This is a genomic window from Aminobacterium sp. UBA4834 (genome assembly GCF_002400205.1).
Classification (GTDB): Bacteria; Synergistota; Synergistia; order Synergistales; family Aminobacteriaceae; genus Aminobacterium; species Aminobacterium mobile.
This window is the reverse complement of record NZ_DHFC01000006.1, coordinates 39,053-55,593: the sequence shown is the minus strand read 5'-3', so window position 1 is coordinate 55,593 and position 16,541 is coordinate 39,053. Positions and strand designations below refer to the sequence as shown.

Annotated in this window: 12 protein-coding genes; 10 read left to right on the top strand and 2 right to left on the bottom strand. The window is 42.9% G+C overall.

Annotated elements, in window-relative coordinates; all coding sequences use genetic code 11:
* The first annotated feature begins 289 nt into the window (after positions 1-289).
* Positions 290-490 carry a cold-shock protein gene (locus tag B3L97_RS02650; protein WP_024822992.1) on the top strand — a complete coding sequence of 67 codons (201 nt, stop codon included), beginning with the start codon at positions 290-292 and terminating at the stop codon, positions 488-490.
* Positions 491-585: 95 nt separating this feature from the next.
* On the opposite strand, the gene B3L97_RS02645 is transcribed toward B3L97_RS02650, so the two are convergent.
* Positions 586-2,277: a DEAD/DEAH box helicase gene (locus B3L97_RS02645; protein ID WP_286933728.1), complete on the bottom strand. Its 1,692-nt coding sequence runs from the start codon at positions 2,275-2,277 to the stop codon at positions 586-588.
* 277 nt (positions 2,278-2,554) lie between these two features.
* Here B3L97_RS02645 and B3L97_RS02640 point away from each other — a divergent pair, with 277 nt between their 5' ends.
* From B3L97_RS02640 to B3L97_RS02620, 5 genes are all read left to right on the top strand, one after another.
* Entirely contained in the window at positions 2,555-3,616 is a 1,062-nt protein-coding gene (locus B3L97_RS02640) for an efflux RND transporter periplasmic adaptor subunit (protein ID WP_286933724.1), read from the top strand.
* Between the two features lie 17 nt (positions 3,617-3,633).
* Complete coding sequence (locus B3L97_RS02635) at positions 3,634-6,699, top strand: efflux RND transporter permease subunit (RefSeq protein WP_286933717.1); 3,066 nt, start codon at positions 3,634-3,636, stop codon at positions 6,697-6,699.
* Between the two features lie 69 nt (positions 6,700-6,768).
* On the top strand, positions 6,769-8,037 hold the full coding sequence (locus tag B3L97_RS02630; protein ID WP_286933715.1) for a D-serine ammonia-lyase: 1,269 nt from the start codon (positions 6,769-6,771) through the stop codon (positions 8,035-8,037).
* Positions 8,034-8,729, top strand: coding sequence for a transglycosylase SLT domain-containing protein (locus tag B3L97_RS02625; protein WP_024822987.1), 696 nt, complete (start codon positions 8,034-8,036; stop codon positions 8,727-8,729). Before B3L97_RS02630 ends, B3L97_RS02625 begins: the two co-directional genes overlap by 4 nt.
* Positions 8,730-8,758: 29 nt before the next feature.
* Positions 8,759-9,652, top strand: coding sequence for a DMT family transporter (locus B3L97_RS02620; protein WP_286933713.1), 894 nt, complete (start codon positions 8,759-8,761; stop codon positions 9,650-9,652).
* On the opposite strand, the gene B3L97_RS02615 is transcribed toward B3L97_RS02620, so the two are convergent.
* Positions 9,634-10,839, bottom strand: a complete 1,206-nt coding sequence (locus B3L97_RS02615; RefSeq protein WP_286933708.1) for a CdaR family transcriptional regulator — start codon at positions 10,837-10,839, stop codon at positions 9,634-9,636. The two genes, B3L97_RS02620 and B3L97_RS02615, sit on opposite strands and share 19 nt — an antisense overlap.
* A 512-nt stretch (positions 10,840-11,351) precedes the next feature.
* Here B3L97_RS02615 and B3L97_RS02610 point away from each other — a divergent pair.
* The 4 genes from B3L97_RS02610 (at position 11,352) to B3L97_RS02595 (ending at position 16,539) form a co-directional block, all read left to right on the top strand.
* Positions 11,352-12,638: a DUF3798 domain-containing protein gene (locus B3L97_RS02610; RefSeq protein WP_286933702.1), complete on the top strand. Its 1,287-nt coding sequence runs from the start codon at positions 11,352-11,354 to the stop codon at positions 12,636-12,638.
* A 144-nt stretch (positions 12,639-12,782) separates the two neighbouring features.
* Positions 12,783-14,393, top strand: coding sequence for a sugar ABC transporter ATP-binding protein (locus B3L97_RS02605; protein WP_024822983.1), 1,611 nt, complete (start codon positions 12,783-12,785; stop codon positions 14,391-14,393).
* The gene (locus B3L97_RS02600; RefSeq protein ID WP_024822982.1) at positions 14,390-15,436 is read left to right on the top strand and encodes an ABC transporter permease subunit; all 1,047 of its coding nucleotides are present in this window, start codon (positions 14,390-14,392) and stop codon (positions 15,434-15,436) included. Before B3L97_RS02605 ends, B3L97_RS02600 begins: the two co-directional genes overlap by 4 nt.
* On the top strand, positions 15,433-16,539 hold the full coding sequence (locus B3L97_RS02595) for an ABC transporter permease (RefSeq protein ID WP_414631806.1): 1,107 nt from the start codon (positions 15,433-15,435) through the stop codon (positions 16,537-16,539). The genes B3L97_RS02600 and B3L97_RS02595 overlap by 4 nt, the downstream gene beginning before the upstream one ends.
* The last annotated feature ends 2 nt before the right edge of the window (positions 16,540-16,541 follow it).

The window sequence follows — 16,541 nt, the reverse complement described above, 5'->3', positions numbered from 1 at the left end:
CACCTTTTCATCTATTCTGCGGCTGGAATTATATCACGAGAGATAATAGATCGATGACATTTCTTTTTTGAATACTTTATAAGGCTGTTTGCTGAAGTTTAAGACAAGTGTATTATAAAAAATGTCTGCTAAAAAAGGAATGTTGTCGAATTTTCATTGCATGCTTAAATTGTTTAAGGTGCGCAAAACGTTAAAGATTGCTTGACAGTATTTACTAAATCGGGTATTGTCTAACAGCCGAAATATACAGAAACGGCTCTATATTCAAGTACTAGGAGGCTTCTCTTTTATGGCTCAGGGCACAGTGAAATGGTTTAATGATAGTAAAGGGTATGGATTTATTACGACCGATGAGGGAAAAGATGTCTTTGTCCATTACAGTGCTATTCTGGGGGATGGATTTAAAACATTGAGCGAAAACCAGCGGGTTTCCTTTGATGTAACACAAGGAGACAAGGGACCGCAAGCTGCTAACGTTCAGAAGTTGTAGCCTTTCTTTAAATCATTCATCGAAAATAGTAAAAAGGGTTGCCAAGCGGCAACCCTTTTTTATTTATCTCTTCTATATATCTTTACTTTTAACTTTTATCTTTTTTCTTTTTTACGGTGCCGGAAACCTTTGTTTGCTTTTTTCTCTCCGCCTTTTCCCCCACCTTTGCGAGGAGACTTTCGTGTCTCAGAAAGAGCTTCATGCAGTAATCCTTTTTCTACAAGTTTATTCCCGTATCGTCGATATTCTTTCTCTGACGTAGGTAAAAGTTCTACCAACGAATGGTCATCTTTTAGGCGGATTGCTCCAACTCCAGATTTTTCGATATGGAGGGTTGAACATATAATCCGCAATATTTTGCCTACATCCCAGCCGTGGCTCCTGCCTCTTTCCAAACGGATAACAAAAGCCGATGAACACAGTTCTTCCTTGGGCGTGCGAGAACGTTTAGGTCTGTTAGCATCTTTGATCTCTCGTTCTAGTTCTGTTGTTAAAGGGTATCCGGATTGTTTACGGGCAAAAAGTAGGCCAAGCAAACGTGCTGTCAACTTCTGTGAATCATTATTGCTAAGAAGAGCGTCAGCCCACTCTAAGTACTCTTCTTGTTCATAATGATCTGCAGTAAGAATTTTTTCTTCGTAGGCTTCTCTCTGCTTATGCCGTATATCTTTGGGATCCGGCACATTTTTCCACGTAAACTTGATCTTAGGCCCTACCATGCGTTTAAAGTTTGAAGCCTCTTTAGGAGAAAGGACGAGCAAATCCCGACCTTCATGTCCGGCTCGGCCAGTACGACCACTACGGTGTACGAAAGTTTCTCTGTTATCAGGGAGTCCCATCTGAATTACGTGAGAAACGCCTTGTATATCCAAACCTCGTGCTGCTACATTTGTAGCAACGAGAAGGGGTACTCGACCACTTCTGAACTGCGAGAGAGCGGTGTTCCGTTCTCTTTGAGTCATTTCGCCATGAAGACACACTGCTTGAAAACCTTCATCGTGAAGTCGTCGGCTTAAATCCACTGTCTCCACCCGTGTATGGCAGAAAATAATGGCTCTAACAGGTTTCTCCCATAAAATAACATTTACGAGTCCTTCTTCCTTATGTTTAAAAGGAACAAGGTAGACCTCATGCGTAATGTCTTCGTTGGCCTCCCCTTCTTCTGAAAGAGAAATAAACAAGGGGCTTTTAAGGAACTTCTTAGAAAGAGAATGTATCTCTGGGGGCATAGTTGCTGAGAAAAGCCATGTCCTTTGGCAATTCACAAGACTTTCAAGTATAGCTTCAAGTTCCTCTCTGAAACCTAAATCGAGCATATGATCCCCTTCGTCGAGAACTACAGTATGTATATCTGTAGTAACAAGGGTTCCTCTGCGTATATGATCAAGAACCCGCCCTGGGGTTCCTGTTACAATAGCGGATCCGTTGCGTAAAGATCGGATCTGTTGCGACATATCCATGCCGCCTACAAGAGATGCTACAGAAAGATCTAGATAATCACCGAGCCAGCAGGCTTCTTTCCATATTTGCTGAGAAAGTTCTCGAGTGGGAGAAAGAATAAGAATATTGGAGGAGCGGTCGCCTCGAGATGTTTCTTGCAATAAGGGGAGAAGGAAAGCTAGGGTTTTTCCAGATCCGGTACGTGCTCGAACGACAATATCTCGTTCGGCAATGTCTTCTGATAGAACTCGGTCTTGTACAGGTGTAGGTGTTGTAAAACCTTTCTCTGCCAAGGCCCGTAAAAGTTCTGGCCGAAGGCTGTATTCTTCAAAATAGTTTTGTTCCATAAATGTAATAGTGCCTCCCGTTTCTATTGGGGCATAAAAAAAGTGACCCGTCTGCAAAAAGAGGGCCACTTTTTACTATCCCTTTCTTATGCTCTCCTATTATGCAGATGTTTTACTCTTTGTCAACTCTTGTCCTCCCTTATTTTGTAAGTGGGCAAAACGTTCCTTGACAGCCTTGAAATTTTTAGAATATTATACCGTTAAGGGCGTTTATAAAGTTTATACTTCCCCAGCTCTGAAAGAGGAGTTGATGAGACAGAGGAAGTGAGTTTTCGTCATGAGGATTCGTTTTTTTATAGGGGTGGTGGCGGGGCTTGCTATAGTAATTGGAATCTTCCTCTTGTTGCGATTATGGGCGAATGGAGATAAAGAAACACTTAAAGTAACAACGCAGCAGCAAGCTATTCCAGTGATGTCTTATAAGGTGGAAGAGTCTCACTGGGAATATTGGAAATTATATTATGGGAAAATTCGCCCAGTCTCTGAACAGACAGTTACGGTATATGTCAGGGAATATGTGACAACTGTATATGTGGATGTTGGAGATCAGGTGGAGCCTAATCAAATTCTTGCCGAACTTTCAAATATAGCGCAATCTTCGGATTCTGCGTCTAAACTCGCCGATTATGAAAATGCTCAGAGAGATCTTAAACGTAAAAAAAATCTGTATGCGTCAGGAGGGATTTCTCAGCAGGAGGTAGAGCGGGCGTTGGCTCTTGTAGCTGAGAAAAAAGCTCGTCTTGAAGAGGCGCAGATGTTGTTAAAGCGCACATTAGTTCGTTCCTCTCTGAAGGGGGTCATCTTCTCGAAAAACATAGAAGTAGGCGAGATGGCGGAGCCAGGGCAAGAACTTTTTCGTTTGGGGAACCTTGAACATCTTGAAGTAGAGGTCAATATTCCTTATCCGGATATAGAGCACTTTACTCCTTTCACTCAGTGCCAGATACTGCAAAATACAAATATTTTACGAGGTGTAGTGAAGAGAGTGGATCCTGAAGCACTAGCGGATATTGGTATGTATCGGTGCCTTATTTCTCTCGAGAAAGGTGTTTGCCTTCCCCCAGGTTCTTTTGTAGAAGTGAAGGTTCGATTGGATGCCAAAGACGGAGTTGTAGCTATTCCTGACGATCTTTTACGCAGAGAGGGAAAAGACGTTTATGTCTTTCTTATAAAAGAAGGGAGGGCGGTGCGAAGAAAGGTTGTTACGGGAGAGAGTCAGAATAGTTTGATAGAAATAAAAGAAGGGCTTGATGAAGGGAGTTTTCTTGTGAGGGAAGGCTTGGATAAGATCTATGACGGGGCTCTTATTCAGGTCATTGAAAAAAAGGACCAGCTATAATGCTTGGTGGTGGTATCATGAAATTGATACAGATATTTATAAACCGTCCCGTTTTTACAAGTGTAACAGTTTTAATAGCAGTCGTTCTTGGTCTATATAGTTACGCAAATCTTGGAGTTGCTCTTGTTCCAGAAGTAGATATTCCGGTTGTCACAGTAAGCACTACTTATCGAGGAGCGGGACCTTCTGAAATAGAACTGCTTGTGAGCAAACCTATTGAGGATGCGGTGGCTCAGGTAGAAGGAGTAAAACGTATCCTTAGCTACTCTCTTGAAGGGGTTTCCTTTGTAGTTATAGAGTTCGAATATGACGTTAATGTTTCAGATGCTACCGTCAGCGTTTCTAATAAAATTAAAACTATTTCTGCTTTATTGCCAGAAGATGCTGAGGATCCTGTAACCGAAAAATTTGATATTAATGCCTTCCCGTTTATGACTATAGCGGTAACCTCTAACCTCCCTTCTCAATATGCTTACGATGTTGTAGAAGATAAAATCCAACGACGTTTAACGCAAATAGAGGGGTTAGCGCGAGTCGAAATACTAGGCGGTTTAAAGCGCGAGATACATGTATATCTAGACCCAATAAAGCTCTATCAATATAGAGTCTCTCCCCAGAAGGTAGCAGAAGCGATTCAAATGGGAAGCCGAAACGACCCTTCTGGCCATATTGTCCAAGGTCGAAAAGAATTTTCTGTGCGAGTTTTAGGCGAAGCTCAAAAGGTTGTGGAGCTAGAAAATATTTATATTTCTCTCAAAGGAGCTATTGCCGTGCGCCTTGGAGATTTGAGCAGAATACTAGATACCACAGAAGAACGGAGAGGATATGCGAAGTACGGAGGGAAAGATGCCATTCTTCTCGACTGTATATCCAGACCTGGAAGTAATGTAGTGGATCTAAGCTCTCGTATCAGACAAACGCTGGATGAACTCCGCTCTTCATTACCAGAGGGATTTGATATAACTATTACTGATGACATATCTTCTTTTGTCAAAGAAGCTATTCACAATGTGTTTCGCGACATGGTGGTGGGCATTTTTCTTACAGGACTTGTATTGTTTCTTTTTTTTCAGCGTCTTTCTCTTACAGTGGTAGTAGGTATCGTTATGCCTACAGCAGTTGTTTCTACTTTTATCCCCATGTTTATGACTCACATGACGATGAATATGATGAGTACTTTGGGTATTGCCATCTCCATTGGCATTTTAGTGAATAACTCCATTCTTGTTCTCGAAAACATTTCCAGGTACAAAGATCTTGGCTTCTCATCTTTGGATGCGGCGGAGAAGGGGACAGAAGAAATTGCGCTATCTGTTTTTTCGACCACAGCAACAAACCTTGGAGTCTTTATTCCGGTCATTTTTATGAAGGGCATTGCGGGCCAGTTTTTGAAGGATTTTGCCATAACTATCGTTTTCTCTACGCTCTTTTCTCTTTGGGTAGCGATGACGCTGACCCCGATGGTCATGGCTCAAGTCCATTACGAAAAAGCTCCCTCCTCTTTAGAGCGAAAAATGACATCTTGGTGGATTGGGCCTTATAACAGATTCGAGGCAGGACATCGTTCATTTGTAAAGGGAACATTACAATATCCTTATGTCACTATAAGTTTTTTTATATGCCTTTTCTTGTTTTGCCTCTTCTTAATTCCTCGTTTGGGAGTGGAATTTATTCCTAAGGTAGATCGAGGCGTAATGGAGATTACATTAGAACTTCCTTCGGATGCCTCCTTGACTTATACAGAAAAAATCACGGGAGAAGTGGAAAGATACCTTCGTTTTTTACCTAGTGTAGAAGCGGTAGAAGTAGCTGTTGGAGGAAGTGGATCTGAAACCGGAGTGAATAGAAGCCGTTTGAGAGTGCTTCTTACAGACGATCCTCATCGGCCGAGCTCTTTTATGCTGGCAGAACAACTTCGAGGCTACTTAAATTCTATCCCTGATGTACGAAGCAGCATTAGCGCTTCAGTGAGTGGAGGGGGATCCCCAGGGAAGCCTATTCAGATTATTGTCTCTGGAGAAAGTATAGAAACCCTTAATATAATAGCCTTTCAAGTTGTTGATATTATGAAAGAAACTTCTAACGTAGTTGATGTAGACACGAACTGGAGGTTAGGGCGGGCAGAGTATCGTATCTCTCCTGTGTCGTGGCGACTTGGCTATCTCGGTCTTACGACAGAAGCTGTGGTTGATACTGTTCGAAATTACATTACTGGTACGAAGGCAGGCATCTTCAGGGAGGAAGGGAAGGAGTATGATATCCTCACAATTCTTGATCCTCTACATGCCGATGCCATAGCAAAAATACAAGATTTCCCCTTGCCGTTCAGAGAAGAATTTATCCCCCTTTCCTCAGTGGTAGATCTTAGTTACGGTACGGGCCCCACAAGTATATTACGCTCAGATCGTAACCGAGCTATTACAATATCGGCTAATGTAAACAACCGGAGTGTCGGTGATGCTTTCGCAAAGATACAGAAGCGTGTTCAAGATATTTCTCTACCTCAAGGATATAAATTTTCATTTGCAGGAGAAGTAGAAGATATTAAAGAAAATTTTGCCTACCTTTATTCGGCTTTTGCCATGTCTGTCATTCTCACCTTTCTTATGATAGCGGCTATTCTGGAATCTTATCTTTTTGCTCTTATCATAATGATAACGCTACCTCTTTCAGCCATTGGTGTTATTCCAATTCTTTTTATAACAAGGACGGCAGTCTCTCTTTACGGACTTTTAGGGATGATTATGCTTGTGGGCCTTGTAGTAAATAATGCAATTATTATCATCGATTATGGTGAAAAAAGGAGAAAGGAGGGTATTGAGCCTTTTAAAGCCATACAAGAAGCGTGTGCGGTGAGACTTCGTCCCATTGTAATGGCAGATCTGACATCAATTATAGCTATGCTTCCCCTTGCTTTAGGTCTGGGGGAAGGTGGGCCATATAGGGCTCCAATGGCTATTGTTTCTATAGGTGGTCTTGTAGCCGGAGGTACGCTCGCTCTTTTTGCTGTACCCCCTATTTATATCTTATCTTGGCGATTTCGTTACTGGTTTCATGAAAGGCGAACATCTACCTCCGTATAATGGCGGGTTGATTGTATAGCAATGTTGAATTAGAATACTTCGATAAACAAGAGGAAGAGGTGATTTGTTGTGCCGGAAACGACCCAGGTACTTCAAGATGTCCTCCAAATGAAGCCTGTAACATGGTTTAACGAAGAGAAGGAAAAATCAGCTGACCTTTTAAAAAAATTGCCTGTAACTTTTCTCCATATACAAGAGGCTCAAGCCAGGTTACAGCGTTTTGCTCCTTTCCTCAAAGAAGCCTTCCCTGAAACGGAAAATGGGGTTATTGAGTCACCTCTGCGAGAAGCCCATTCCTTTAAAAAAAATATGGGAAACTACTACGGGCGGAAAATAGAAGGGCGCTTCCTTTTAAAGTGTGATAGCGAACTGAAAGTAGCTGGCTCTATAAAGGCGCGTGGCGGTATTTATGAAGTCCTAAAGCATGCAGAAGACCTTGCCTTTCAGGCAAAGATACTTTCTATCACTGATAACTACAGCGTTCTTTGTAATGAATCTTTCCGTAACTTCTTTTCCCAATATAAAATATCTGTTGGATCCACTGGAAATCTAGGGATGAGCATAGGTATTGTTTCTGCCGCCCTTGGCTTCCAAGTATCCGTTCATATGTCTCGAGATGCTAAGCAATGGAAGAAAGATTTTCTTCGGAAACATGGGGTGACAGTTATAGAGCATACTGAAGATTATTCTCGAGCAGTAGAAGAGGGACGGCGCCAATGTGCGGGGGATCCACGGGCCTATTTTATAGACGATGAAAATTCTGTTGACCTTTTCTTGGGCTATGCTGTAGCTGCTCTTCGCCTTCAAACACAGCTCGAGAGCCTGGGCATTCATATATGTGAAGATACCCCTCTCCAAGTTTATTTGCCTTGCGGTGTGGGAGGCGCTCCTGGTGGCATAACTTTTGGGTTAAAACACCTTTTCGGGGATGCGGCTCGATGTTACTTTGTGGAGCCGACCCATTCTCCTTCTGTACTTTTGGGAATGCTGAAAAATGACGACTCCGTTCGAGTTGTTGACTACGGCATTGATGGGTTGACGGAAGCTGACGGGCTAGCGGTAGGATCCCCCTCTAAGCTGGTTATGGGTTTAGAGCGCTATCTCATTGATGGTATTTACACGATAGAGGATGATGATCTTTATCGGTTGTTGACCCTTTTACGAGATTCTGAGGATTGCAAAATAGAACCCTCTGCTGCAGCAAGCTTGAAGGGGCCTCTCGTCACACAGGACATCCCTTCTGGGGGCACCCACATAGCTTGGCTAACAGGGGGGCTTTTTTTGCCAGAAAATATTTTTAGAGAATGTTATGAAAAAGGAAAGGAGTTGCTAGGATGACACTCCATAAAACAGAAAGAGTGTTTTTTTTCTCTACCCTTCTGTTTCTTTTGATGGGTATTACGGCTCCGCCCTCTTATGCTGAGGGACAGTATCTTTCCATTCCTTCCGAGGTTTTTGCAAAAGAAAAAGAGCTTAAAGAGATGGAGATGGAACAGAAGAGAGCAGCAGAGATGGAGCGCCAAAGAGAGCTTCAGGCGAAACAAGAGATGGAGGCTCAAGTTCGGAAAGAGGCCATTGCTGAGTTTTTTCAGGATAAAAATGGATCACTAGAGAAAGATCGGGCTGAAAAATATGCTCATTATGTTCTTGAGGCAGGCAACCAATTTGGCGTTGACCCTTTTATTGTAGCTTCAATTATTATAAAAGAATCGCGAGCTTATCATGAGGCTCGATCTAAAGCGGCGTATGGACTTATGCAGATCAACTGGAAAGTTCATCGTAATAATATAGGCAAGGCCTTTTCTCATATAAAGTCCTTGGCAGAAATGATGAAACCCAAAAATAACATCTCTGTAGGAACGTACATTTTTTCATGTTACCTCAACTCGGCAGATGGTGATTTAGCCAAGGCCCTAGCCTCTTATTGCGGAGGGAATAATACAAAATATATAAAAAATATTTTTTCTTATCAACAGGAGTTAGATGCTCGTTTTGAAAAGAAAATAAGCAAAATTCCAGATAGCAACTAACCCTCTCAGTTTTTAGAGGAGGTTGTAACGTGACGGAGCGAACGGGAGCCAGACTGGAGGCGCTGCTTGCAGTTGTTTTTTGGGGAGGTTCTTTTACGGCGATCAAGATGGTGGTTTCTCAGGTTTCTCCTCTTACTCTTTTATGGCTTCGTTTTGGTATAGGAGCCGTGGTTTTAGGGGGAATTTTGTGGGTGAAGAATGGGTTCCACCCGCTCTCTTTTCGGCAAGTTGTAGAGCTGTGTTTCTTGGGGTTCCTTGGCGTATTTCTTCATAACTATATCCAATCTTTGGGTCTTCGAACGGCAGCGGCAGGTATCTCTGGTTTGATTATTGCCGGGACTCCTATTCTTATCGCTTTATTGGGGGCCTTTTTTCTTTGGGAAGCACTTTCTTCTATTCAGTTAGGAGGAATATTTTTGGCTGCCTTCGGTGTCCTTTTTATCGTGTCTAAAGGGCATTTATCTTCTCTGTGGAGCGGGTGGGGGAATGTAGGTAATCTGGGGGAGAGATTGGTCCTCCTCTCATCGTTTACCTGGGCTCTTTTTTCTGTGTTATCTCGTAGGATTTTACAGAGGATGTCTTCAAGTCTTGCCATGTTTTATGTGATTCTTTCCGGATGGATTTTTTGTTCAGTCCCCTTCTTTTTCCAGGGGAGCCAGGAGGTTTTTATACTTGATAAGTCAGGTTGGTATAGCGTCATTTTTTTAGGTGTTTTCTGTTCAGCTATAGCCTATGTTTTTTGGTATGATGCTTTGAAAAAACTTCCTGCCTCAGAGGTAGGTGCCTTTCTTTATCTTAATCCAATTGTAGCAGTGGCTGTAGCTACGTTTTTCCTAGACGAACCTATTTCGTTTTCTACTCTTGTAGGAGGGGGTTTGGTTCTTATAGGAGTAGGAATTGTGAACTATCGAGAGGAAAGCTGATCGGTGTTTCGGTCAGAAAGTTCATTAATAAGGATAGCTATATAAAGAGATAAAAGTTCGCGAAAATTCTGAGAGTCGATATTGCACATAGACTCTATTTTATTGATTCTATAGTTAAGGGTATTTTTGTGAATGCTAAGAGCTTTTGCAGCTCCACTTGGGCTGAAACGATGTTCGCACCAAACGCGGAACGTGTTTATAAGTTCAACGCTGTCTGATGTTGCTTTTAAAGGGGCCAGGATGGATTCCCGATAGCGCTTCGCTATATCTCGACTCGCAGTAGTCAGTAAATCTTCGAGCATCAAATCGGAGATAGAGTATATACTGGGGCTATAGTGGATGTTTTTACCAATGGTAACTGCCTTCCATCCATCACGATGAGACGCTGGTAAGCATGATATATCTTGAGCTAAAGAACCAATTCCTATTACAACATGCAGTCCTTTCCCTTCCATGAGTTTCTTCAGCTTTTCGCATTCCTTCCAGGTTCTCTGTACAACTTCTTTTTCATTGAGTAGAGCGTTGGCTGCCCGTAGGATTTCGTAACGACCGGAATCCATCATCGTAGAAATATCTTGTGGGCGATTAAAAATAGTTCGAATGGCCATCATAATGTCCATTTGTGTGTAAGGAACGGTTTCAATCTCTAATCCCTGAGAGGTAACGGCACGGGCATCGAGAAGTTCTATAGCGACAGCTATTCTCGGAATTTGCAGTTCAAAACCAAGGCCTCTCGCAGTAGCCAAGAGAGAAGTTTCATCATCTTTTTCTGGATCAAAAGCAGCTATTTGTTCTAAAAGGTTCTGGATGGCCCTGCTTCGGAGGAAGAAAACCTCAGAAAACATTTTTTCGCTGAGGATAAGCTCCGTGTGTTTCTTCACGAGCATTCCAAACGGAGTTACTTTTGAGGGAACTCCTGCAAGGGCTATGGTTCCTATCCGTTTCCCTGTGAATTCTATAGGAAGAGTCACCCCAGATTTTACCCCTTGTAAGTGTTGTACGTCTTGTTCCTGTTGAATAGAGTTTTGTCCAGTTCGAATGACCTCTAGCGATGGCTCGTGAAGAGTGCCTCTCCGACTGGGATCGCTTGCCCCGATAATCATCCCCTTTTCATCGGTGATAATAATATCTATCCCGATTAATTCTGCTGTGGATGAAGCTATTTTTTGTGCTATTTTATCAAGCATTTTGATAGTTCCCCCTTACGGGAATTTTGTTTTTATTTAAGCATGTTTTGTCTAAAAATACAATAATTTGCAGTAAATAATATCTTTTACTGTGTTTTTATCCCAAGATATTTGTGCTTTTTTTATCTATACTATAACCAGAGTTAAAAAGGATTTTCTCTCAAGCTTAAAGGAGGTTCGAGGAACTATGAAAAACCGGGTTATACTCTCTGCCTGTGCCGGAGCAGCGTTTCTTTTTGTTGTACTCATGGCGGGTATGGCTGAAGTGCTGTAGATAGAGTTTTATATTTTTTGAATGGCTTGGCCGTGCCATTTTAAAATATATTCCCCTTTTCCACGGGAGGACGCAACTGTCCTCCCGTTTATTTTTTATTTTTTTATTTACCTTAGTAAAGAAATAACTCTCTAATAAACAATTATCTTGTCTTTTCTATGCATTGACAATAAAATAGCAATGAGATACTCTTCAAACAAGTAAGTTGATTCATACTTATTAAGTGGGGGGTAGGGTAATGAAGAAACTCGTCATTTTGGTTATTGTTCTTCTTGTTGCAGTTGGAGGTTGGATGGTTGTAGGCAACAAACCTCAGGAGCAGGCAGTAGAAAAACCGGCTGAACAGCCGGCAGAGAAACCAGCCGAAGCTCCAGCGGAGAAAACGTCAGAAGCACCAGCTGAAGCTGCCAAGTTCCATATCGGTATTTGCACAGGTACAGTTTCTCAGTCGGAAGATGACCTTCGTGGCGCTGAGCGTCTTATTGAAGAGTACGGAAGCGTCAGCGACGGTGGCATGATCCAGCATATTACATACCCTGATAACTTCATGGTAGAAATGGAAACGACTATTGCTCAGATAGCTGGTCTTGCCGACGACCCATTGATGAAGGCCATCGTGGTGAACCAGGCTATCCCAGGAACCACAGAAGCTTTCCGAAGAGTGCGTGAGAAACGCCCTGACATCCTTCTTTTTGCTGGTGAAGCTCACGAAGATCCAGGTGTTATCGAGTCTGCCGCAGACTTAGTTATTAACTGTGACAATATTGCTCGAGGCTACTTGATTGTTGCAGCAGCCCAGAAAATGGGAGCAAAAGAATTTGTTCATATTTCCTTCCCGCGCCATATGAGCTATGAGCTCCTTTCCCGTCGTCGTAACATTATGGAAGAGGCTTGTAAAGATCTAGGGATGGGTTTCCATTTTGAGACGGCTCCAGATCCCACCAGCGACGTTGGCGTAGCAGGAGCACAGCAGTTTATTCTTGAAAAGGTTCCAGCTTGGCTTGAAAAATATGGAAAAGATACGGCTTTCTTCTGCACCAATGACGCTCATACCGAACCTTTGTTGAAGAGAATTGCTGAAGAGGGCGGCTATTTTGTGGAGGCCGACCTTCCTTCACCTCTTATGGGGTATCCCGGAGCTTTGGGCATCGAGCTTTCTGATGTGAAAGGCGATTGGCCGGCAATCCTTGAAAGAGTAGAGAAGGCTGTTGCTGATAAGGGCGGTGCCAAGAGAATGGGCACATGGGCGTACTCTTATGGTTACACCACTACCGCAGCTCTTGGTGAGTTTGCGAAGAGAGTTATTGAGAAAACATCAGAAGTGGGTAATGTGGAGCAGCTTTTTGATTGCTACGGAAAATATACACCAGGAGCTAAATGGAACGGAAGTCTTTATACCGATGTAGCTACCGGCGTAGAGAAGAAGAATCACGTGCTCGTCTATCAGGATACCTATGTGTTCGGTCTTGGATATCTTGGTATGACCGATGTCGTTGTTCCTGAAAAATACTTCACCATTAAATAGTAGGCTCCGTGAATATAACTTAAGCCTTTCCTAAAAGGGGAGGAAGTCCCTATTCCTCCCCTTTTTCCTGTTTATAAGAGCAGGGGAAAATAAGGCCTAAGGCCTGCTGTAAGAGGGGCCTTGGAGTATGAAGAGGTGACTATAATGGCTTTATCTGAGCCCTTATTGAGAATGGAAAACATCGGTAAAGCGTATTTTGGTAACAGAGTTCTGAAGGATATTAGTTTTACCCTTGAAAAAGGGGAAATTTTGGGGTTGGTCGGAGAAAATGGTGCCGGCAAATCCACCCTCATGAATATATTATTTGGAATGCCGGTTATTCAAGAAACTGGAGGCTATGAGGGAAAAGTTAGTATTAACGGCCAGGAAGTTCAGTTCAAAAGCCCTTTTGACGCTTTAGAGGCAGGAATAGGCATGGTACATCAGGAATTTTCCCTGATCCCAGGTTTTTCTACCGCAGAAAATATTGTTTTGAATAGAGAATCTACAAAATACAATGTTCTTGTGGAGTCTTTTGGGGAGCGTCTTCGGACCCTTGATACGTCTAAAATGAAAGATCGAGCTGTAAAAGCTATTGAAAAACTCAATGTAGTTATAGATGCAGATACTCTCGTATCGGAAATGCCTGTCGGGCATAAACAATTCACTGAAATAGCCAGAGAAATTGATAAAGAAAAGACGCAGCTTTTAGTGCTGGATGAACCTACCGCTGTTTTGACAGAATCGGAAGCAGAGATACTTTTAGCATCAATGAAAAAGTTGTCGTCTATGGGGATTGCTATAATCTTTATTTCTCACAGATTGCATGAAGTTATCGATGTTTGCAATAAAATTATAATTTTGCGAGATGGCCAAGTTGTACATGAAACGACTCCGGAAAAGACGAATGTAATGGAGATTGCCTCTCATATGGTGGGGAGAAGCATTGAATCTGCTTTTGCTCGGCAAGAAAGGGAAAAACCATTAAGTAAAGATATTCTTCATGTGGAGCATCTGTGGGTAGATATGCCTGGAGAGACTGTCCGAGACGTTTCTTTTACAGTTAAAGAAGGGGAAATTTTTGGTATCGGAGGATTGGCAGGTCAGGGGAAGCTTGGCATAGCTAACGGCATTATGGGCATGTATCCTTCTGGTGGCTCAGTCTCTTTTGGTGGACAGGCTATCGTTTTGAATGATCCTCGCTCTCCCCTTTCTCTTGGAATAGCTTCTGTATCAGAAGATCGTCGCGGTGTGGGGCTTTTGCTGGAAGAACCCATATCGTGGAACATTATTTTCACAGCTCTTCAGACACAAAACAAATTTTTGAAGCCAGTATGTGGAGGGCTTGTTAAAATTCGAGATGAAAAGGCTATAGCGGAATGTGCTGAAGAGTATATTCAGTCTCTGGATATTAAGTGCACAGGCGGACATCAGCGAGTTCAAGAACTATCTGGTGGTAATCAGCAGAAGATATGTTTAGCGAAGGCTTTTGCTTTAAATCCTAAATTGCTTTTCGTATCTGAACCTACGCGGGGTATTGACGTGGGGGCGAAGAGAGTTGTTCTCGATACCCTTCGTGAATATAATCAAAAACAAGGTACGACTATTGTTATGATTTCTTCCGAGCTTGAAGAACTTCGTTCAATTTGCGATAGGATAGCGATTGTCAATGAAGGGAAAATAGCAGGAACCCGTCCTGCGACAAGCCCGTCCACCGAGTTCGGTTTGCTTATGCTTGGTGCTATTCAAAATGGTGCGGAGAAGGTGGGAGCATGATGAATACATTGCGAAGCTTTGTCGAAAAAGCTGGATGGCCACGGGTAATAATAGCCTTATTCCTAGGGGTCCTCTTTGTTGTCGCTCCCTTTGTAAGAGTTCGGGTCGATGCTTCTATAAGCGATACATTGGTTCGTTTTGGAATGAATGGTGTTATGGTATTAGCCATGGTTCCCATGGTTCAGGCTGGGTGTGGCTTGAACTTTGGCCTCCCCTTAGGAATTATTGCTGGACTTCTAGGTGCAGTGACCAGTATTGAAATAGGAGTTACCGGGCTTCCGGGGATTTTGATAGCAATGGTTATCGCTGTTCCTATTGCGGCCGTCTTAGGATGGTTGTATGGACAGCTCCTTAACAGAGTTAAAGGCGGAGAGATGATGATAGCTACGTATGTAGGTTTCTCTTCTGTGGCCTTCATGTGTATTATGTGGCTAATGCTCCCTTATAAAAGCCCCAACATGGTGTGGGGGTATGCTGGAACGGGGCTACGTACCACCATTTCTGTCGATGGCTTTTGGAGTAAGGCTATCAGCGATATTTTTGCTTTTAAAATCGGAAGATTCTTTTATTGCCCCACGGGGATGCTTCTGTTTTTTGCCCTCATGTGTTTTCTCATGTGGCTCTTTATGAAAACAAAGATTGGAACAGCAATGACCACTGTAGGATCAAACCCGGAATATGCAAAAGCATCAGGGGTGGATGTAGATAAAATGAGAACTCTCTCTGTCGTTCTCTCTACTGTCTTAGGAGCCGTAGGAATTATTATTTATGAGCAGAGTTTCGGGTTTATTCAGTTGTACATGGGGCCTTTTTATATGGCTTTCCCCGCAGTGGCTGCCATTCTTATCGGGGGAGCATCGGTGAACAAGGCCTCTATCTTTAACGTGGTTGTTGGGACAATTTTGTTCCAGGGTATTTTGACAATGACGCCATCGGTTATTAATAGTTTAATCGAGACGGACATGTCGGAAGTTATACGAATCATTGTTTCTAACGGCATGATTCTGTATGCTCTCACGAGGGCGGTGAAAATGAAATCATGATGACAAAAAAATCGTCTTTCCGAGACGACCTCTCTCATTTTCTTATTAGCAACGCAGTTCCAATAATATTCTTGGTATTGAGCGCCGTAGCTATCCCTATTTCGAGATTTTCCACGCAATATCTTGTGCAGGAAATGCTCGTTCGGCTAGCTCGAGATTCCTTTCTTGTCCTTTCCCTTCTCATTCCTATTATGGCAGGGATGGGCCTCAATTTCGGAATGGTCCTTGGGGCTATGGCTGGCGAGATCGGCCTTATCCTCATTACAGACTGGAATGTAGTAGGGTTGCCTGGAATGCTTCTGGCTATGATTATTTCCACCCCTCTAGCTATATTTTTAGGGTGGATGTGTGGTGTTATTCTCAACAAGGCTAAAGGACGTGAAATGGTTACGTCCTTTATTTTGGGGTTTTTTATGAATGGGGTCTATCAGCTTATCGTTCTTTATGGGTTTGGCAGCGTATTTCCCATTAAAAGCCCTGATCTTGTGCTGTCTCGAGGTTTTGGCATCCGTAACGTTACGAATCTAGAAAACATTCGGAAATGTCTCGATAATCTCATCCCTATTACTATTGGTGGGGTTGCGATTCCCGTGGCTACTTTTATCGTTATTGCCCTTTTCTGTGCCTTTGTAGTATGGTTCCGAAAGACAAAGTTAGGGCAAGATATGCGAGCTGTGGGGCAGGATATGGAAGTTGCTGATTCGGCGGGTATTCCTGTGGAGCGAACGAGAATTATATCTATTGTTATTTCTACCGTTCTTGCCTGTTATGGACAGATTATTTTCCTTCAGAACATTGGAACGATGAACACGTATAATAGCCACGAACAAGCGGGAATGTTTGCCATCGCAGCTTTGCTTGTTGGGGGAGCCAGCGTTTCAAAGGCCACAATTCCTAATGTATTCATAGGGGTTATACTCTTCCATTTGATGTTTGTTGTTTCTCCTATGGCAGGGAAATATCTTATAGGAGAAGCCCAGCTGGGAGAATACTTCCGTGTTTTTGTTTCTTACGGAATCATCGCTATAGCCCTTGTGCTTCACTCGTGGCGACGTCACCGTGATAGGGAGCGGGCGCGACGAGCTTTACGCGGCAATGCCTGACG

Excerpts from the sequence above, each read along its gene's own strand:
- B3L97_RS02650 (WP_024822992.1), top strand. The coding sequence starts at position 290 with ATGGCTCAGGGCACAGTGAAATGGTTTAATGATAGTAAAGGGTATGGA.
- B3L97_RS02645 (WP_286933728.1), bottom strand. The coding sequence starts at position 2,277 with ATGGAACAAAACTATTTTGAAGAATACAGCCTTCGGCCAGAACTTTTA.
- B3L97_RS02640 (WP_286933724.1), top strand. The coding sequence starts at position 2,555 with ATGAGGATTCGTTTTTTTATAGGGGTGGTGGCGGGGCTTGCTATAGTA.
- B3L97_RS02635 (WP_286933717.1), top strand. The coding sequence starts at position 3,634 with ATGAAATTGATACAGATATTTATAAACCGTCCCGTTTTTACAAGTGTA.
- B3L97_RS02625 (WP_024822987.1), top strand. The coding sequence starts at position 8,034 with ATGACACTCCATAAAACAGAAAGAGTGTTTTTTTTCTCTACCCTTCTG.
- B3L97_RS02615 (WP_286933708.1), bottom strand. The coding sequence starts at position 10,839 with ATGCTTGATAAAATAGCACAAAAAATAGCTTCATCCACAGCAGAATTA.
- B3L97_RS02610 (WP_286933702.1), top strand. The coding sequence starts at position 11,352 with ATGAAGAAACTCGTCATTTTGGTTATTGTTCTTCTTGTTGCAGTTGGA.
- B3L97_RS02605 (WP_024822983.1), top strand. The coding sequence starts at position 12,783 with ATGGCTTTATCTGAGCCCTTATTGAGAATGGAAAACATCGGTAAAGCG.
- B3L97_RS02600 (WP_024822982.1), top strand. The coding sequence starts at position 14,390 with ATGATGAATACATTGCGAAGCTTTGTCGAAAAAGCTGGATGGCCACGG.
- B3L97_RS02595 (WP_414631806.1), top strand. The coding sequence starts at position 15,433 with ATGATGACAAAAAAATCGTCTTTCCGAGACGACCTCTCTCATTTTCTT.